General features: G+C 33.9%; 17 protein-coding genes and 1 pseudogene. 8 read left to right on the top strand and 10 right to left on the bottom strand.

The genetic code is table 11. The features are described from left to right. Positions 1-50 precede the first annotated feature (50 nt). Both DPQ31_RS11695 and DPQ31_RS11690 read left to right on the top strand, forming a co-directional pair. Positions 51-572, top strand: a pseudogene (locus tag DPQ31_RS11695) (hypothetical protein); the annotation flags it as partial. 294 nt (positions 573-866) lie between these two features. Beyond that, positions 867-1484: a cupin domain-containing protein gene (locus DPQ31_RS11690; RefSeq protein WP_087968933.1), complete on the top strand. Its 618-nt coding sequence runs from the start codon at positions 867-869 to the stop codon at positions 1482-1484. A 370-nt stretch (positions 1485-1854) separates the two neighbouring features. Here the strand turns inward: DPQ31_RS11690 and DPQ31_RS11685 are convergent, their stop codons facing one another. Beyond that, positions 1855-3072: an exosporium glycoprotein BclB-related protein gene (locus DPQ31_RS11685; RefSeq protein WP_208731925.1), complete on the bottom strand. Its 1218-nt coding sequence runs from the start codon at positions 3070-3072 to the stop codon at positions 1855-1857. Between the two features lie 479 nt (positions 3073-3551). Between DPQ31_RS11685 and DPQ31_RS11680 the strand changes: the two genes are divergently transcribed. Further along, positions 3552-3842 carry a DUF4183 domain-containing protein gene (locus tag DPQ31_RS11680; protein ID WP_001121652.1) on the top strand — a complete coding sequence of 97 codons (291 nt, stop codon included), beginning with the start codon at positions 3552-3554 and terminating at the stop codon, positions 3840-3842. A 63-nt stretch (positions 3843-3905) separates the two neighbouring features. On the opposite strand, the gene DPQ31_RS11675 is transcribed toward DPQ31_RS11680, so the two are convergent. Further along, the gene (locus DPQ31_RS11675) at positions 3906-5015 is read right to left on the bottom strand and encodes a DUF4183 domain-containing protein (protein ID WP_208731924.1); all 1110 of its coding nucleotides are present in this window, start codon (positions 5013-5015) and stop codon (positions 3906-3908) included. Positions 5016-5235: 220 nt separating this feature from the next. Between DPQ31_RS11675 and DPQ31_RS11670 the strand changes: the two genes are divergently transcribed. After that, positions 5236-5769: a BclA C-terminal domain-containing protein gene (locus tag DPQ31_RS11670; protein ID WP_106081115.1), complete on the top strand. Its 534-nt coding sequence runs from the start codon at positions 5236-5238 to the stop codon at positions 5767-5769. Between the two features lie 395 nt (positions 5770-6164). Here the strand turns inward: DPQ31_RS11670 and DPQ31_RS11665 are convergent, their stop codons facing one another. After that, positions 6165-6779 carry a helix-turn-helix domain-containing protein gene (locus tag DPQ31_RS11665; RefSeq protein ID WP_106081116.1) on the bottom strand — a complete coding sequence of 205 codons (615 nt, stop codon included), beginning with the start codon at positions 6777-6779 and terminating at the stop codon, positions 6165-6167. Positions 6780-6838: 59 nt separating this feature from the next. Here DPQ31_RS11665 and DPQ31_RS11660 point away from each other — a divergent pair, with 59 nt between their 5' ends. Next, positions 6839-7423: a LysE family translocator gene (locus tag DPQ31_RS11660; protein ID WP_098711692.1), complete on the top strand. Its 585-nt coding sequence runs from the start codon at positions 6839-6841 to the stop codon at positions 7421-7423. Between the two features lie 458 nt (positions 7424-7881). Continuing rightward, positions 7882-8142 carry a hypothetical protein gene (locus DPQ31_RS11655; protein WP_098712055.1) on the top strand — a complete coding sequence of 87 codons (261 nt, stop codon included), beginning with the start codon at positions 7882-7884 and terminating at the stop codon, positions 8140-8142. Positions 8143-8389: 247 nt separating this feature from the next. Here DPQ31_RS11655 and DPQ31_RS11650 read toward each other — a convergent pair whose 3' ends face one another. From DPQ31_RS11650 to gabT, 6 genes are all read right to left on the bottom strand, one after another. After that, a complete protein-coding gene (locus DPQ31_RS11650; protein ID WP_098712054.1) occupies positions 8390-10186 on the bottom strand; it encodes an ABC transporter ATP-binding protein in 1797 nt (598 codons plus the stop codon). Further along, positions 10179-11933 carry an ABC transporter ATP-binding protein gene (locus DPQ31_RS11645; protein WP_208731923.1) on the bottom strand — a complete coding sequence of 585 codons (1755 nt, stop codon included), beginning with the start codon at positions 11931-11933 and terminating at the stop codon, positions 10179-10181. The genes DPQ31_RS11650 and DPQ31_RS11645 overlap by 8 nt, the downstream gene beginning before the upstream one ends. A 222-nt stretch (positions 11934-12155) precedes the next feature. Further along, positions 12156-12752, bottom strand: coding sequence for a DUF1349 domain-containing protein (locus tag DPQ31_RS11640; RefSeq protein ID WP_208731922.1), 597 nt, complete (start codon positions 12750-12752; stop codon positions 12156-12158). A 33-nt stretch (positions 12753-12785) separates the two neighbouring features. Then, positions 12786-13670, bottom strand: coding sequence for a GNAT family N-acetyltransferase (locus DPQ31_RS11635; protein WP_098712052.1), 885 nt, complete (start codon positions 13668-13670; stop codon positions 12786-12788). Positions 13671-13927: 257 nt separating this feature from the next. Continuing rightward, positions 13928-14620 carry an MOSC domain-containing protein gene (locus DPQ31_RS11630; protein WP_106081117.1) on the bottom strand — a complete coding sequence of 231 codons (693 nt, stop codon included), beginning with the start codon at positions 14618-14620 and terminating at the stop codon, positions 13928-13930. 11 nt (positions 14621-14631) lie between these two features. Then, entirely contained in the window at positions 14632-15957 is a 1326-nt protein-coding gene (gene gabT, locus DPQ31_RS11625; RefSeq protein WP_098712051.1) for a 4-aminobutyrate--2-oxoglutarate transaminase, read from the bottom strand. 130 nt (positions 15958-16087) lie between these two features. Between gabT and DPQ31_RS11620 the strand changes: the two genes are divergently transcribed. After that, on the top strand, positions 16088-16990 hold the full coding sequence (locus DPQ31_RS11620) for a LysR family transcriptional regulator (RefSeq protein ID WP_080119771.1): 903 nt from the start codon (positions 16088-16090) through the stop codon (positions 16988-16990). A 119-nt stretch (positions 16991-17109) separates the two neighbouring features. Here DPQ31_RS11620 and DPQ31_RS11615 read toward each other — a convergent pair whose 3' ends face one another. Beyond that, positions 17110-18153: an aspartate-semialdehyde dehydrogenase gene (locus DPQ31_RS11615; RefSeq protein WP_098712050.1), complete on the bottom strand. Its 1044-nt coding sequence runs from the start codon at positions 18151-18153 to the stop codon at positions 17110-17112. Between the two features lie 105 nt (positions 18154-18258). Between DPQ31_RS11615 and DPQ31_RS11610 the strand changes: the two genes are divergently transcribed. After that, on the top strand, positions 18259-19149 hold the full coding sequence (locus DPQ31_RS11610) for a LysR family transcriptional regulator (protein ID WP_176549982.1): 891 nt from the start codon (positions 18259-18261) through the stop codon (positions 19147-19149). The last annotated feature ends 40 nt before the right edge of the window (positions 19150-19189 follow it).

The raw sequence follows: 19189 nt of genomic DNA, 5'->3' as shown, positions 1-19189 counted from the left end.
TCAACACCTTTATTTTTTACATATTTAAAACAATTTTAAACGGGATTTATTCTATTGAAATAAGTTATGAACTCAGCCCCATTTACTCTGCCTACTCACAACTACAAGAATCTCAAAACGTATCATGTATCACCACTACAAGTATGCTAGATTGCTATAAAACCCTTGGAATGATTCATCAATTATACAAACCAACTATAAACGATTTCGAAGACAATATAGCACTTGAAAATAGCCATTTTAATAACAATTTATTAACTACAGATCCGATCGCTTTCCACAATCTAGTATCGTATGAACTATTTGAAAATATCATAACGGCTTATACTTCAGATTTACAACCCATTTATTTACCAGATGGTGCTACAATTATTGATTCTACTTTCTCTGCATTTCCAAGACTTTCACATAACATGAAACAAGCAAAAGTAAATGGCATACCTGTTCCACTTAAAACAAAGGTATCTCATTTTGACGTCATATAAATCCATTTTGGTTTAAAACAAAACTTGGCATTATTGTGGCTAAATTACGCCTATACCGCTAAAGCACAATTAATTATTCAGCAATAACCTATCTTAAATACAAGACCAATTCCTTTCTAAAAGGCATTGGTCTTTTCATATAACGTAACCATTAAAATATACTTTAATATTTTTACTCCTTACCTAACATCACGAATTCCGCCTTTCGTTCGTTCACCCTAATTTTTATCCATATTAACGTTATGAGAAATAAGAAGTACAGGCTATATTCTTTATAAAATAAGTGAATGTATTACGATACAAACAAATGCACATAACTAACACTAGGCACATATCCTAAATTTGTATCCATACTTTCCAATAGAAAGGCAGGTAATACAATTGACTTCCAATATTGACTACACCTCTCCTTCAACCAATTTCACTCATGATGTAAGTAAAAGTAATTTTTTTAAGAAAGATGCCCAAAACTATATAAACGTACTTGGCATAAAACAATTAAATACTTTAGAAAACACTTCTTTACTAGATATTTATTTAAGTACAGGCAATGTTGTAGAACCACATATTCATCAAAATGCAGCTGAACTTGTTTACTGCATTTCAGGATCTGCTGTTGTTTCTTTACTTAATCCATTTACAAATCAAATATTAAACTTACCGATTAAACCAGGGCAAGTTGCCAACATTCCACAAGCATGGTGGCATTACGAGATCGCTTCAGCGGATAATACTCATTTATTAGCTATTTTCGATGCCCCAACCCCAGAAGTTATTTTTGGTTCTGATATTTTAAGATTAACTCCAGCCAATATGATGGCTCATACTTATTGCCTCAATGAACAACAATGGAAACAAGCGGTATCCCCTATTCAATCTACTACAGTAATTGGTCCTCCAGCAAACTGTAATCAGAACCGCGGAACTCAGCCTCCTAATCCACAACAAAATTTATATTACCAAGATTCATATTATTTCCCTCTTTACTGGGGATATTAATTTATCTCATTAAAAAACAATTATTTATCTCCTTGGAAAATACCTAGGAGATTTTTTATCGTAACAATTAATAGAGTACATACATATAATAGTTATATATTTAATTGGAGGTGATAGTACTATGAGTAATTATAACTATCGAAAAAACTACTCTCATAATAAAAATAGTAGTTCATCCACATCCTCTCAGTCTTCGAATTCTCAATCTTCCAATTCCCAATCACAAAGAGATTTAGCCGAGCAAGGCTATGTAAAGAAAAAAGGATGTAACTGCAATAAAAATAAATAAGATCTTTTTTAGCTATACAAAAAGGAATACTCTTAAAAAGAGTATTCCTTTTTTCAATGCTCACCATTTAAGACGCGATGCTTAGACGAATGTTATCCCTGCACTTGCGAATCCTGTAATAGCAGTAGCTATATCAAAACCTGGTGTAGTTGATGAAACAACAAGTAATATCTTATCTTGTGGAGCGACCGCAATTGCTTCTCCGATAATACCACTTGAAGTGGCACCGATAGCAATTAGACCACTAAATGCTGGTGTTAATAGTAATGGTACACCTACTGGAGTGAAAGTATTACTTGCTGCTGGTGCGCTGTACAACTGCATTTGAATTTGTATGCTTCCTAATGCTAAAGCAACCGCTACAGTTACACTAAAGAATCCTGCTAACGAAGTAATTGTACCTGCGCGAGGAGCTACAAATGCGAAATCAAATACTGGAGGTACAGGGCCTATAGTAATCGGGCCACCAGGTGGGACAATTACAGGGAAGAATGAACTTCCAAATCCAAGAAGTGCTCCTGTGTTTGCTAATCCACCTAAAACAGTTGCTAATGCTACTGGTGTACCTGATGCAAACGGAATAACCGCTCCAGCTCCTGTTGCTCCTGTTAGGCCTGTTGCTCCTGTTAGGCCTGTTGGACCTGTTGGGCCTGTTGCTCCTGTTGGACCTGTTGCTCCTGTTGGGCCTGTTGCTCCTGTTGCTCCTGTTGGGCCTGTTGCTCCTGTTGCTCCTGTTGCTCCTGTTGCTCCTGTTCCTGTTGGACCTGTTGGACCTGTTGGACCTGTTGCTCCTGTTGTTCCCGTTGGACCTGTTGGACCTGTCGCCCCTGGAGTAGCATTGATTAATTGAATTAATAAATTAAAAAGAAGTTGTAAAGTTGCAGAATCTACATTTGAGTTGCAGGATATAGGGATAAGATCTAAAGCGAAGAAGAATTGTGCAAGGGCGCTATAAAATTGTTGCAATAATGTTGACAATTGTCCTAAATTAGGTGCTGGAGATTGTAATAAAACTATAATACTTTGAGTTAATTGTTTCAAAAAATTAACTTCTGGGGAAGGTAATAAGGAATTTAAGAAAATTAAAAATTGATTAAATAAATCGAGTAACACTAATCTGTTTGCATTACTTGGATTTGCAAAAAATGCTGAAATAGCTGATACTAATGAGTTTAGTAAAGTAATTAATTGACTTAATTGTTCCCTAGTAATAGGAACTGACTGTGGATTTTTACAACAATCTGCTGAAAAAACAATCGGATTGCAGTTATTATGATCAAAACAATCATTATGTTTCATTTATTTCCTCCTTACTTTTCTTATAGTTGAGTGTTTTCCTATTCTAAGTACTATAAAAGATGCGATTGAAAAAAGTAGTTGAGTTATATGTTTCTCTTAAAATAGGAAACATGAATGATAATCAAACTTGAAAACGTTATTTAATTATGTTCATGACTCACATATTAATTATATGTTTTTAATAATTTAGTGCTTAGATTAAACACCTAAACTTAAGAGTTTATTTTATTTTTCCACGTTTATCTCTTAAACCAAAGAATACATATTAATTTGAATACAAAAATTCAAATTAACCCTTAGCATATATTCCACAAATATCAACATCGCTTTTTAATTGTAGTAAAAATTATACTTTTAATAAAATTATGCCACTCTTCTAATCCTAAAGCCGTTTCTATTATAGAAAACTCTCATACAATATAGTGGACAAGTTATTCAATACTTCGGTCCAATAAAATATGAATAGGAGTGAGAATTAATTGCCTATCATTCAACCATTTATGGCATCTAGAAGATTCACATCTACACTAGGAGCCGGGACTGGCACAGGCGCAGCCTTTGCGGTTGCTGCCACAGCTTGCTTAAACGATGCGGGTACTACTGCAACTGCTTTTCCAACTTTCACGTATTACAACCTATATGTAAACGGTATCCTTCAGCCAAGCGTGAACTCCAGTGTTACTACTGGCCCTACTGGCGCTATTACAATTCCTGGTGGAGATGCATTAGACGGCGGAATTCCAATCACAATCGAATTTATCGTCACTTAATGTTAACGAATGTAATTTAAAACAAAAAAGACAGATTCCTTTTAAAATAAGAATCTGTCTTTTTTAATTAATAATAATAAATTGCAAAATAATTGAAGACCCTTGCGATGGTGGTTGATTATCCAATAAAGTTAGTTTACCAGTACTAACTTCATAAAATGGTTGTGGTTGCAGAATTCCATTAATAAACAAATTTATATATGAAACCTCACTAGGTGATAATATATTCGTCGTACCATATTGAGCTATCCCATCTGCATTTGTATATATAAGTTTCTCTCCATCTGAAAAAGTGTAATATAACAAATTGGTTGTTGTTATGGGGCCAATCCCCCCAGTAGGACCTGTTGCTCCGGTTACTCCCGTTGACCCCGTTACTCCCGTTGGACCTGTTACTCCCGTTGACCCTGTTACTCCCGTTGACCCCGTTACTCCTGTTGCTCCGGTTACTCCCGTTACTCCCGTTGGCCCGGTTACTCCCGTTGACCCTGTTACTCCCGTTGACCCCGTTACTCCTGTTGCTCCGGTTACTCCCGTTACTCCGGTTACTCCCGTTGGCCCGGTTACTCCCGTTGACCCTGTTACTCCCGTTGACCCCGTTACTCCTGTTACTCCCGTTGACCCCGTTACTCCTGTTGATCCGATTACTCCCGTTACTCCGGTTACTCCCGTTACTCCCGTTGACCCCGTTACTCCCGTTGGACCTGTTACTCCCGTTGACCCCGTTACTCCTGTTGATCCGGTTACTCCCGTTACTCCCGTTGACCCCGTTACTCCCGTTGGACCTGTTACTCCCGTTGGACCTGTTACTCCTGTTGATCCGGTTACTCCCGTTGGACCTGTTACTCCCGTTAGCCCTGTTACTCCTGTTGCTCCTGTTGATCCTGTTGATCCCGTTGGACCTGTTACTCCTGTTACTCCTGTTACTCCTGTTACTCCTGTTGGACCTGTTACTCCTGTTACTCCTGTTACTCCTGTTGGACCTGTTACTCCTGTTACTCCTGTTACTCCTGTTGATCCCGTTGATCCCGTTGGACCTGTTACTCCTGTTACTCCTGCTGGACCTGTACTTCCAGTCGGAACATAAATTGGTGGAAGAGCTGGAAATGTAGGGCCGATATTCTCAGGTCCTATCCTACCTTTATTCATTGATAATTTATCATTCCGCTTCAATTCAATACCTCATTTCACATGTTTTTAACTAACATACATTATTATGACTCTATCATTAAGGAATAACTTCATAACTATCTTTTTTCTTTCCAAATGATTCATACATTTATTAAACCTTTTACCGTTACTATAAACTACTTCTATTAATAGAATAAAATGATAGTTCCACTCTAAAAACACTACACTTATTAGGTTCTAATTTAAAAATGAGGTGATTTATTTGCAAGATAAAAATGAAAAAATAAAAGAAGAACTACTATCAATGGCTCTTGAAATAATTCTTCCATACAGACTTACAGGACCTACTGGGAATACTGGTCCTACCGGAAGTACTGGGTCAATTGTTACAACAAACTTTATGTTCGCTAATAATACATTAGGTGATCCCATCTCAGTTATATTAAGTGGAACTAATATTCCACTTTCTAATAACCAAAGCCTCAGTAATTTTACAGTTAACGCTTTAAACGATGTATTTACAATTCCTGTAACCGGAAGATATCATTTAACCTATCAAGTTAATACGACAACTTCTCTACTTGCTGGAACAAGGTTACTATTAAACACTTCTACTCCACTTTCTGGCTCTGTTTTTTCTCCCGCTATGTCAACTTCAAATTATAATAATAATTTAATTACTAATTTAATTGCTGGTAATACAATTTTACTTCAATTATTCGGTATATTATCCATTGTTAATTTAGTTGGAGGTGGTTCAACAGGTGCCTCTCTAACAATTATACGAATCGATTAAAAAATGATTCATTCTTTTTCTAATACACATTATTAAATACCAAGTCTATCATAATAATAAGAACCACCCAATTATTTCATGGCGTTGATTACGTAACACAGAACAAATTACACTATATTTATAGTAGAAACTATCTATACTAAATTTTCCGTATATACATTATCAATTTACACTCACCCTTACCGATGTTACATTAAATAAGAAGACAGTTTCTCCTTTACGAACCATCTCTCAATACGTATTTGAGAAACGTACTCCAATCCTATACGCGAGAGCAATACTATGTTGGCACTCAAACGAGTGTCTTTTTTTTTTGTAATTTAACACAAAATAAAAACCATCTTGTATAGATGGTTTTATCTTTTATTTTTTATCTTATATATATAAATGTATACTTATGTAGCTGGGTAATAAATTGTCATGCTTAACCGAGTCAAGGATTCCCCTAAATTATGATAAGAGTGTGATCTATCGGCCTTAAAACGAATGGAATCTCCACTATTTAATGTATACTGACAATTATTCACTTTTATTGTCAATTCTCCTTCAAATACCGTTATAAATTCTTCTGCTCCTTCTTTATGCCCTTCTGAACTTAGTTTCCCTTCTGTTTCTATTTCAACTGTATAGATTTCAAAATGTCTATCATCTTGAAAAGGAAAAGAAGGATACACTTTATATTTCCCATTATCTTCAGACAATACTTGAACATCATCCCGTAAAACAACTTTTATATCGGGTTGTGGATTATTGATTAAAGAAGTAAAAGACACTTTCAATCCATTAGCAATTTTCCATATTGTGGTTAGTGTCGGACTTGATTCTCCTCTTTCAATTTGTCCAATCATCGTTTTACTCACTCCTGTTAATTGAGAAACCTTTTCTAAACTTAATTTTTCTTTTTCTCGTATTGTTTTTAAATTTTTCGCTAGAATAAGTTGAATTTCTTCCATAAAAAACACCCCTACACTATATACAATATAACGACCGTTATGTATAATAAAAAGCACACGTTATATTGTTCTTTTCGGTCATTATAACATACAAAAAATAATAAGGGGGTTTTGAAATGCCTATATTTTCTTTTTTATTATTTGTTTTTATAAGTAGCTTCACACCCGGCCCTAACAATTTTTTAGCTATGACATACGCCAATCAACACGGGTTAAAGAGGAGCATGCAATTTTGCTTTGGAGTAGCTTTCGGCTTTTTCATCCTCACTTCTTTATGTAGTTTCTTTAATGTAGTACTACTTAACATCTTACCCATAATCGAATTCCCTTTAAAAGTTTTAGGTGTAACATACATGTTATATTTAGCTTTTAAAATACTCACTAGTAAAGGCAGTACGAATCCCAGTGAAAAAGATAATAAAAACTTATTTACAGTGGGGATTTCTCTTCAATTCGTTAACCCTAAAGGGATATTATTCGGACTGACTGTAGTATCGACTTTCATACTCCCTTACTACAATTCATATTCAAGTTTTCTACTTTTTTCATTATTTCTAGGTGTAGTCGGTTTAATGAGTACATGTAGTTGGAGTTTATTTGGTTCAATATTCCAAAAATTATTAATAAAACATAACCAATTATTTAACATCATTATGGCCGTTTTATTAATCTTCAGTGCCGTTTCAATCGTTATACACTAGTTCAATGCTCATTCTAATTTTAGATTTTTGTACTTTTTCATACCAATCTATATTTCCTAATCTTTGTCCTTAATGTCATAAATATTTAGTTTCCACACCCATCTGTTTTTTATTCACATACTGCCCTTAACTAACTACTTTTCTCTAGTAGAACTTTGATATGGGAATATTGCTGTACACAGATCCGCCCTTATTTATTCTCGTATTACCAGCCTATAACCTTTCATACCTTTTCATTGAGCACCTGATGCTGGATCGGAAATAAAGTATGGTAATCCCTTTAAAGTTTTTCAATTCTAGATTATCTATCTTCTAAAACAAAGTACTCAAAAAAGAAAACCACAACTTAAAACATTAGTTGTGGTTTTCTTTTTTCGTAATATTCACTTTAAAATCTATTTATAATAATACCGAAAAATACGGTATAATATAAATTACTGTTCTTTGGGAGGGTTATAATGTCTGATAAGTATAAAATTTTCATTCTTATTGTTACCGCATTTTTTTCTTTCTTTTCCTTAATAAAAGATTTCCGCAACACTTCAAAAAGTTTCTTTTGGGGTAGTTTTGTAATTCTTACAAGCTTCATAATACTTTTAACACTCGCTTTAGATTTAACTCAAATAATCCTATATTCAACGCAGATAGCGCTTGAGATTATTACAATACCACGTAAACTATTTCTACCATCTGTCACTGAGGCCGCTAGTTTTTACTAACAACTCGTAATTCTACAAAAACACATAAATTACATACCTGAACAACTGTATATTCCACCCTTTTTGTAACTTAACTACGTTTAATCTGCATTTTTGCAACCTAAAACGCTATTCATATGTTTTACCAGAGATTCAAGGTGATACTGTCAAAGCATTTAATGAAAGACTATTGGGTTTAGCGATGTTTACAATCATGAAAAATGCGGTTTCTCTTTTCTAAAGAAACCGCACCACATGAATATTATTATTAAATTTTAAACTGACTCGTATACAATTCAAAGTAAAACCCTCGATCCTCCATGAGAGATTCATGATTCCCTTTTTCTAAAATACTCCCATCCTTTATAACGAGGATTTGATCTGCCTTTTCAATCGTTTTGAGTCGATGAGCGATTACGAAACTCGTTCTACCTCTCATTAAATTGTTTAATCCTGCTTGAATTTGCAATTCTGTTCTCGTATCAATATTAGATGTCGCTTCATCAAGAATTAATATGTCTGCATCTGCTAAAATTGCCCTTGCAATCGCAAGAAGTTGTCTTTGTCCTTGACTTAAATTCGATCCTTCTGAAGCAATCTCTGTTTCATATTGTTTCGGTAAATGTTTAATAAAAGAATGTGCCGATGCAGCCTTTGCTGCATTGATTACTTCTTCATCACTTGCATGTAATCGTCCATAACGGATATTATCCATGATTGTCCCAGCAAATAAATACGTATCTTGTAAAACTACTCCTATTTTACTTCGCAAAGAATTGATATCATAATCTTTTATATTTTTTCCATCAATATGAATTTGCCCTTGCTGTATATCATAAAATCGAGTTAATAAGTTTATGATTGTTGTTTTTCCCGATCCCGTTGGACCAACTAAAGCAATTGTCTCTCCAGGCTGTGCCTTAAGACTTACTTCTTTTAAAATTGTTTTATTTTCCACATAACCAAACGAAACATTCTCAAGTTCAACATGCCCTTGTATATTTTGTACAATGAATGCGTCTTTTTTATTTTGAATTTCTGGTACCTCATCCATAATTTCAAAAACTCGTTCTCCCCCCGCAACTGCCGCTTGAATCGTATTCATTAACGTTGCAAATTGACTTAGTGGTCTTGAGAATTGACGAGAATAATTAATAAACGCCGCAATGACACCTACTGTTGTCATACCGTTTAATACCATAACGGATCCAGTCCCAATTACAAGCCCCATTCCTAAGTTATTAATAAAGTTCATACTCGGAAAAATAAAAGCTGAAAATGTATCAGCCTTCGTTGCTGAAATTCTTAGTTGTTCATTAATTTTATTGAAATTTTGTACGGTTTCTTTTTCTTTCCCGTATAACGTTGTAACATCCGCGCCTGTTATAGCTTCTTCAATAAAACCATTTAATTCTCCTAAATCTTTTTGACGCTTTGCAAAGTTTTTACCACTATATGCAACAAGTTTTTTTGTAACGAAAAACATAATAGGTACTGTAATTAAAGTTACAAGTGCCAAAATCCAATTTAATGAGAACATCGCAATCGTCACACCTATAAAGGTTAAAGCTGATGAAATAATCTGTACGACACTTTGCGTCAACGCTTGATTTAAATTGTCAATATCATTTGTCACACGGCTCATTAAATCACCTTGAGAACGTACATCAAAGAACCGTAAAGAAAGCGTTTGGATTTTCTCAAATATATCTTGTCGTATTTTTTGAATTGTCTTTAATGCAACATTAATCATGACATACGTTTGTAACCATGTTAAAAGCACCGTTACACCGTAAATTGCAATAAGTAACATACACATTCTTGCCGTACCGTTTAAATCTTTCGGTACAATATATTGATCTATAATTACTCCCATAAAATATGGACCTAATAACCCAAGTAATGTCGTAACAAATACTAGAAATATAACGAACATTAGAGCAGCTTTTTCATACCCCATATAGTTCCAAATCCGTTTTACAGTTCCTTTAGTATTTTTAACTTTTCCACTCTTAGGTGCGTTACGTCCACCTTTATTAGCAAATTGTCCTTGAAAATTACGCATGTTCTTTCCCACCTTCTTTATGCAAATTACCACCTTGGGAAAGATAAATTTCCTGATATACCTCACATTGTTCTAGCAGTTGTTCATGTGTACCATCACCAACTAATTCACCATTATCTAATACGAGAATTTTATCAGCATCTATTATAGATGCGATTTTAGAAGCAATTAATAATATCGTTGTTCCTTTATATTCTGTTCTTAATGCCGATTGAATGTTCGCTTCTGATTTCGCATCAACTGCTGATGTAGAATCATCTAATATAAGAATAGATGGTTTTCTCACAAGCGCTCTTGCAATGGATACACGTTGTTTTTGTCCACCTGATAAATTCGTCGCACCTTGTGTTAAATTATAATGATACGATTCTTCCAACTTGTTAATAAACTCAGTCGCACACGCAGATGAAGCTGCTGTTTCCAATTCATCGTGTGTTGCATCTTCTTTACCGTAACGTAAATTCTCTTCTATACTTCCTGAGAACAACAATGCCTTTTGAGGTACAAAACCTATTGAAGCACGTAATTTTTGTAAATCGTACCTCTTAACATTTATTCCGTCAATACAAATTTCACCTTGCTCAATATCATATAAGCGTGGTAGCAGTTTAGCTAAAGTAGACTTACCACTCCCTGTAGAACCGATAATCCCTACTTTTTCACCTTTACGTATGCTGAATGAAATATCTTTTAAAACGTATTCATTATTTTTCGTATAACTATAACTAACATCTCTAAAATCAATATTCCCTTCGATTTTCTCAGGTTCAATTGCGTTAGCTTCGTTCATAATATCAACTTCAGTATTTAAGACTTGTTGTACACGATCCGCAGATGGAAAAGCTCGAGCAATTTGAATAAATACCATACTAATAGACATAAGTGCCATTAAAATGATATTCAAATAGTTAATAAATGCTAAAATCGCACCTACTTGAAGAGTTCCATTAAATACTTTTTCTCCACCAATCCATAGTGTTGCGACAATTCCACCACTGACAACTAGCATAATAATTGGCATCATTAAGGAAATAAGCTGCACAGCTCGAATATTTATCTTCGTTAAATTTGTATTCACATTTCCAAACTGAGAAATTTCATATTTTTGTCTTACATACGCTTTTATAACACGTACACCAGATAAATTTTCTTGTAACTTTGTATTCACTTTATCTAATGCTTCTTGCACCTTTTTAAACGTTCCACTCGCTTTACTTGCAATTAAAATAATCGCCAGTAATAAAATTGGTACAACTACAAGTAATATTGGAAATAACTCTCGCGCTGTTACAAAAACAATAATTATACTTCCGATAAATAACAAAGGGCCACGAACGAGAACACGTAATGTCATCGTCATCGCCGATTGAATTGATGTAATATCATTTGTCACAATCGTTAATAATTTTCCGGTTCCAAATGCATCCCGATTTTTACTAGAAAATGTTTCTATTTTTGTAAACACATCTTTTCGTATGTCTGTAGCGAAATTTACAGCTGCTTTTGTAGAATACATCATACACCCAAGTCCTCCAACTACCCCAAGTGCCGCTGCTCCTAACATAAGAAGCCCCATTTTTATTACATAATTCAAATCCCTATTTGCAATCCCGACATCAATAATATGTTGCATAATAGTCGGTTGAATTAAGTCCATCGCAACCTCAAGTACCATAAATAGCGGTCCAATAATAGCGAAGAACATGTATGGTTTTAAATACTGTAATAGCTTGCGAAATGATTTCATACATAATCTCCTTTTTCCATGAAATTACCACTGAGTAATTCATATCCCTCCTTATTTAAACCCTATAGTTTGTAATTTCTTCTTTACTTTTATTATATTATGCAAATTAATATTTAACATTATTAAATGATAAGCATTAATGACTTTTCGGTCAATAAATGTGCTTTATAAATATACAAATACAAAAACCGCATTCTTAATGAAAAGAATGCGGTTTTTTATCTATATTTCTTCAATTGTAAAATCGAAAAACTCAGTCTCAAATCCTTTATTTTTAGAAGGACTACACGTGTAAAAGCCTATTTTAACAGGCTCATTCCCTATATCCTCCATTAAATGAGCGATTCTTATTTGTTCCCATCGCTGACTTATTTTCACATATATTGAATAATCACCGCGTTTTCGAATAATTCGAAAACGAAGTTGTTGCTTAGCTGCTTCAGTTGGATAATCTTGCGTTGACCAGTCAGAATATCCATTATTCGTTACGACAGCACCTAAATGAGATGGCCCCTCAGGGATATATTCTAAAGAAGTTTTTAACCAACAGTTCTCCGAAATCATAACAAAAAGACCTGCTTGATCGTATGTCGCATTTGGATTCATACGTAACTGAACTTCAGCCTGAAAATCTGTCATAATCTCATTATAAAATACATGACCATTCATTATTTCAAAGCCATAATGTGTTTTCAGCCAAAAATCTGTTTCTGCCTTCGAATGGACAATGAATGTATGATTTTCTTCCAGTTTGTAATATTCAGTTACATTCATTACGGTAAGTTGCTCAATATGATTTGGTATATATGATGTTTTCATAATTCCTCCATAAAAAAGCAATTAAATCAATATTTAAAACTCGGTTAACACCGGGAATTTATAACCTTTAAAATCTAATTCCTTATTACTTCGAACCATTAAATACTTACTAGTCTGTAATTCTGTATATTGTACATCATCAATTCCTAATTGATCTGGGCAAAAATAAAATTCAATCTCCTTAAATTCCCCAGAGATTTCCTCACATAATTCATCTAAAATCGGAAGTACCGGAGCAAATACTCCATATAATTTTAGTTTTTGATTTTCTATTGTAAAAACAATCAACGTATCTAATTTCTCTGAATAATATAGGTTTTCATTCCATGTTGAATCATACATATTTAAATAAAACGAAGAGCGGTAATTTAACGTTGAAAATGTATTAGAAAGCCTTTGGCCATTTTCAATCATCTCATGTATTAATTGTCTATCCTCTTCATTATAAAAATCTAACTTTTTAATTTGAGAATCTTTATCACTCTTGTTTTCGTATGATACTTTCATCAAATATTCTTGCACAATTTGAAAACCAAATGGTTTATATAGTTCTGGATTTTCAGTAAATAAAAGCGCACACTCACATTGCTCATCAATTTCTTCTATCATCTTACTAAACAATTGTTTCATTAACCCTTGTCGACGATGATTCGGATGTGTCATTACCGATTGAATACCCACTGCATTTATTTTTTCACCATTCATTAAAAGCGGAAGTGAAAATGCAGCAACATTCGCAATCACTTTGTTATCTTGTAAAAATGATAAAGCTTTATATGTATAATCCCAATATCCTTTCTCCGTAAAATCACGTAATGTTTGACTTTCAATACCAAACACTTCTTCAAATAAAGGAAATAACTGCTCTCTTTTCGGTTCTTCTATTAGAAGATTTGCAAATTTTTCAACATTCCCCATGTTGTCCCTCCATACTTCAATTCCATAAAATTATATATGGTTATATGACCTGACCTTAAAATAATAGGTCTTACAAATCAATATACTATCATAAAATATAAAAAAATAATCCAATTAATTTTATGTTTTCGCAATTAGAAAAAAAGTCGAATAAAACAATATTAAGATTTTTGTATATTAATAAGGTTATTATATAAAAACAGTGCTTTCTAGTTAGTTTTTACTAATAGAAATGCACTATTTATAAAAATATTTTTTTATTCTTTTATTCCTTCAAGCCTCTCCTTCGTATTTATTTCTTCTCCCCTCAGTCGCTTTTCAAATGTCTTTCTCCAACTAGTAGAAAGTGCATGTACTTCTAAAATTCTCTTTATCCCTTCTATATTTTGTTTTTCCTTATGCATAATACGATTAGCAAACGCTACTGTAATACTTATTGGATCAGACTTCAGCAACTTTAACGTATCAACTGGCGACACCCACCCTTCTTTTAATACACGAAAATAAAATCCTGTATATCCTGTTTCTTGAAAATACAGTGGTAACTTTGGAATATTGTATTTCTTAGCTAACTTAAAACAAGGTTGCCTTGGTTGCGTTACTTGTACTATCGCTTCTCCGATCTCAAACGTATCACCGATACAAACATCCTCTTCACGCATACCACTTACTGTTATATTTTCTCCGAATGCTCCATATTCAAGGTCTTGATTCAATGTTTCTTCCCAATAACTATAATGTTCCCCGGAATACACACAAACCGCTTTATCCACCCCTCCATGATGAACTAAATCCGCCTGACCATCACCTTTAAATTTTAAAAATGATAAATATATAGGTTCCTTTGTTTTCGTTTTATTTATACCCGTATGAATTAATTTTCCTCCATACATAACTTCTTTTGGGAATCCTATATTTAGTGATAGTACCTCATATAATTTATTCATCATAATTGCCTCTCTCACTTTCCGCACAATTTTTTAAAAGATTGATTTATTATTTCAAAACCTTTATCAATTTCTTCATTTGAAATAACAAGAGGCGGTAAAAAACGTAGTACATTATCAAATATCCCTGCCCCAATACTTATAAGCCCATTCTTCCAGAATTCATCAATTAATTGTACTGTTAGTTCTTTTGCTGGTTCTTTTGTTATGCGATCCGTTACAAGTTCCATTGCTACCATTGCACCAATTCCACGAACGTCACCTATGACTTCGTATTTTAATTGCATTGCATGTAAATGTGACATTATTCTATTTCCAATTTGTTGAGCTCTTTCAACTAGATTTTCTTCTTCCATAATTTCAAATACAGCAAGACCGGCTGCGCATGATAACGGACTTCCAGCAAAGGTCCCACCGATTTGACCCCTTCCAGGAACATCCATAAACTCAGCGCGCCCAACAATCGCACTTAATGGTAAGCCTCCAGCTATTGATTTTGATAATGCAATAATGTCAGGTTCTATATTAAAATGTTCCGTTGCAAACCATTTTCCAGTTCTGCCAAATCCAGTTTGCACTTCATCCATGATCATTAAAATGCCATATTGATCACAAATTTCCCGGATTCGTTTTACAAATAAAATGGAAGGAACAATAAATCCCCCTTCTCCTTGTACTGGTTCCATTACGATTGCCGCTACTTTTTCAGGTGATACTTCCTCTAAAAATTTTTCAAACTGATAGATGACTTGAGAATCCACTTCTTCAGAAGAAACTCCTTCTGCAGCTCTGTAATAGTACGGATACGACAATATATGCATGTCTGAAACGAACGGGCCAAATCCTGTTTTATATGGGTTTTCTTTCGTTGATAAAGACATCGTCATTAATGTTCTCCCATGAAACCCTCGTTCAAACGAAATTACTTTACTTCTCCCGGTTACTTTACGTGCGATTTTTACAGCATTTTCAATCGCTTCCGCACCACTATTTGCAAACATCGTTTTTTTCTTACTTGTTCCTGGTATTTTTTCATTAATTTTCTCTGCTAAAGCAATATAGTTTTCATATGGAGTTACATGAAAACAAGGATGAATAAATGACTTTGCTTGTTCTTGTACCGCTCTTACAACTTTCGGATGACAATGACCAACATTTTGCATTCCAATACCACCAGCAAAATCAATAAACTGATTCCCATCTACATCTGTAATGATCGCTCCGCTAGCTTTTTTTACATATAAAGGCGTTAAATGATATATTCCTGTCGGTACTGCCTCCTCATACCTTTTTTGAAGTACTTGTGAATAACTGCCTGGTAATACGCTCGATTTCAACAATTCCTCTTCACCTCATCTAATCTTTATCATCAATCTATTTCTAATAAAGTGATTATAAATCGCACAAAATCATTGTTCAATTCAATTATTTATATAATAATGATAGGTATATCCTATGATTAAATTTGAGGTGATTCCAATCGAATTACGACAATTAGAATACTTTTTAGCTGTTTCGAAAGAATTGCATTTCACAAAGGCAGCCGAAAAATTAAACATTTCCCAACCTTCACTAAGTCAACAAATACGTGCGTTAGAACATGAAGTAGGAATGCCACTTTTCGATCGAATTGGTAAAAAGATATCTTTAACTGAAGCAGGAAAGATTTTATTATCACATAGTAAAACCATTTTTCATGAAGTCGAACAAGCCCGTTCTGCTATCCAGGACTTAAATGGATTACAGTACGGATCCTTAACAATCGGCTCATTATTAACCGTTGTAAATTATTTACTACCGCCAACCCTTTTACACTTCAATAATCTTTATCCAAACATTGAGCTTTCTGTGTTAGGACTTCGCACAGGAGAAATTCGCGAAAAATTGTTACAAAACGAATTAGATATTGGTATTACATTTCTCCCGGTACAAGATAAAGAAATTGTTTCTATCCCGCTATATAAAAGTGAACTTACATTAGTTATTCCAATCGGTCATCCTTTAAGTGAGCTTGATCACGTGTCTATTAAAGAATTACAGAACTACCCTTTAATCCTTCTACCAAAAAACTTTTATTTAACAGAACTACTTACGACCTATTGTCAAAACTTTAGCTTCAAACCAAAACCAATTTTAGAAATTAGTACGATGGAATCTTTAATTCAAATGGTTTCAAAAGGTATGGGAATTACAGTGTTACCCAAACCGTATATAGACTTTTTGCAAAACGAAAACATTCAAGCTATTAAAATAGAAGATCCTACTCCAACTATAGATATAGGACTGATTTATAGAAAAGATAAATATATGTGCGCTGCAACTCGAGAATTTATTGAGCAACTAAAAATAACAGTACATTCTTTACAAAACTAATGGATATTTATAAAAACACTATAAAAACTAATTTATTTTAAATTCTCACTAAAATAAGAACTAGGATACTTTTACAATCAATAGTTTCCTAGTTCTTATAATACATGTGTATCTCTATACTAAATGATTCCCTTTTCCACCAACGTCTCTGCGATTTGAACTGAATTCCAAGCCGCACCTTTTAACAAATTATCGGAAACGATCCAAAGATGGAATCCTTTTGGCGTATCAGGGTCTTTCCTAATTCTTCCGACAAACGTATCTATTTTCCCTTCTGCATATAATGGCATTGGATACAGCTGTTCACTAGGGTTATCTTGTAAAATAACACCTGGTGCATCGAGCAGTACTTCTTTAATTTCTGTAACAGTTGTTTCTTTTTCAAGTTCTATATAAACTGATTCTGAATGACCTGATACAACTGGAACACGTACACAAGTAGCTGCCATTTTCAGGTTTGGGTCTTCTAAAATTTTCTTCGTCTCTTGAATCATCTTTACTTCTTCAAAAGTGAAATCATTATCAGTGAATATATCTACTTGAGGCAGTACATTAAACGCAATTGGATAATGCTTTTTATCTTTTTTCACTGGTAATATAGCACTTTCCACTTCTTCACCTGTAAGCATCGACTTAGCTTGTTCTTTTAATTCATGAATCGCATGAATTCCAGAACCTGATACAGCTTGATAAGTGGAAACGATAATTCGTTCTAAACCGAATGATTTTCGGATTGGCTGAAGAGCTGTTACCATCTGTAATGCTGAACAATTCGGAACTGCAATAATACCGTTATGCTCCTTTAAAGTGTGTGAATTAACCTCTGGAACAACGAGCGGTACATCGTGCACCATTCGATACTCACTTGTGTTATCAATTACGATTGCGCCACTAGAAACTGCGTGATTTACAAATTGTCTAGACACTTCTCCTCCAGCACTGAAAAAGGCAATATCTACACTTTCAAAACTAGTTGTTTTTGCCTCTTGTATTGTAATCTCTCGCCCTTTAAATTTTACTTTCTTACCAGCAGATCGTTTTGACGAAAGGAATATAACTTCAGCTATATTAAACTTTGTTTCTTGTTCTAACAGTTCAATAATTTTCTGACCTACTGCACCTGTAGCTCCAACAACAGCTACATGATAGCTCTTTTTACTCATTTTTTCTCCTCCAATACTGCTTACATGAATTTCCCCACAACATAATATTAAAAGAAATTTAATCATTTGAAAAATTGAAATACATGATATAATCATTCACAAATCATGATATTAAAAGAGGGGTCACTTATGGAAATGAGACATGTTAAAACATTTTGTGCCATTGTTAAGCATGGCGGTTTTTCTAAAGCTGCTCTTGCATTAGGTTATGCGCAATCTACTGTTACAGGGCATATAAAAGCATTAGAAAACGACTTACATATCCCTCTTTTCGATCGATTAGGGAAAAAAGTACTTCTTACAAAAGCAGGTCATCAATTTCATCCTTATGCATTAGAATTACTTGCTATTTATGAAAAAGCACAAGAAATCCCTCAAAATAATGATTATTTGGAAGGGACGTTAAGTATTACATCTAACGAATCGTTAGCAGTGTACCGTTTACCACAATTATTACGTACTTACAAACAGCAAAATCCGAAAGTAAATATCGTTCTTGAGACTACTACAAATGAACATGCACTGCAAAAGCTACATGAAGGAGAAACAGATGTTATCTTCTTAATTGGTGAAAGTATAGCACATAACGATTTTATTATACGTACTTTTTGTAATGAAACATTCGGATGGATTTTACCTATTCATTCCCCCGTACAGGAAAATCCATTTCGTTTATTACAGGATACTCAGTTTATTTTTACAGAACAAAGCTGCGGTTATCGGCCAATGGTCGATCGTTTTTTGCGTCAAAGCGGAAATATTCTAGAAAAAACATTTGAAACTTCTAATGTTGAAGTCATTAAACAAGCTGTTATGTGTGAGTTAGGAATTTCAATTCTTCCTTACATCGTTGTACAAGAGAATTGTCAAAAGGAACAAATACGTTTTCAACCTATCGAAACTCCAGCCGTTATTCAAAGTCATGTAATCTATCATAAATCTAGATGGATTTCCCCGGTACTACAGTCGTTTCTTTCCTTACTAGAGCGAGGCTAAATTATTAAAAATGTGCACAAAAAAAGAGTAACTGCCTAAA

Source organism: Bacillus sp. COPE52 (assembly GCF_003355115.1).
In the GTDB taxonomy this organism is placed as follows: Bacteria; Bacillota; Bacilli; order Bacillales; family Bacillaceae_G; genus Bacillus_A; species Bacillus_A toyonensis.
This window is presented reverse-complemented; position numbering and strand designations above follow the sequence as displayed.

Excerpts from the sequence above, each read along its gene's own strand:
- DPQ31_RS11655 (WP_098712055.1), top strand. The coding sequence starts at position 7,882 with ATGTCTGATAAGTATAAAATTTTCATTCTTATTGTTACCGCATTTTTT.
- DPQ31_RS11685 (WP_208731925.1), bottom strand. The coding sequence starts at position 3,072 with ATGAAACATAATGATTGTTTTGATCATAATAACTGCAATCCGATTGTT.
- DPQ31_RS11615 (WP_098712050.1), bottom strand. The coding sequence starts at position 18,153 with ATGAGTAAAAAGAGCTATCATGTAGCTGTTGTTGGAGCTACAGGTGCA.
- DPQ31_RS11650 (WP_098712054.1), bottom strand. The coding sequence starts at position 10,186 with ATGCGTAATTTTCAAGGACAATTTGCTAATAAAGGTGGACGTAACGCA.
- DPQ31_RS11635 (WP_098712052.1), bottom strand. The coding sequence starts at position 13,670 with ATGGGGAATGTTGAAAAATTTGCAAATCTTCTAATAGAAGAACCGAAA.
- DPQ31_RS11610 (WP_176549982.1), top strand. The coding sequence starts at position 18,259 with ATGATATTAAAAGAGGGGTCACTTATGGAAATGAGACATGTTAAAACA.
- DPQ31_RS11645 (WP_208731923.1), bottom strand. The coding sequence starts at position 11,933 with ATGAAATCATTTCGCAAGCTATTACAGTATTTAAAACCATACATGTTC.
- DPQ31_RS11660 (WP_098711692.1), top strand. The coding sequence starts at position 6,839 with ATGCCTATATTTTCTTTTTTATTATTTGTTTTTATAAGTAGCTTCACA.
- DPQ31_RS11640 (WP_208731922.1), bottom strand. The coding sequence starts at position 12,752 with ATGAAAACATCATATATACCAAATCATATTGAGCAACTTACCGTAATG.
- DPQ31_RS11630 (WP_106081117.1), bottom strand. The coding sequence starts at position 14,620 with ATGATGAATAAATTATATGAGGTACTATCACTAAATATAGGATTCCCA.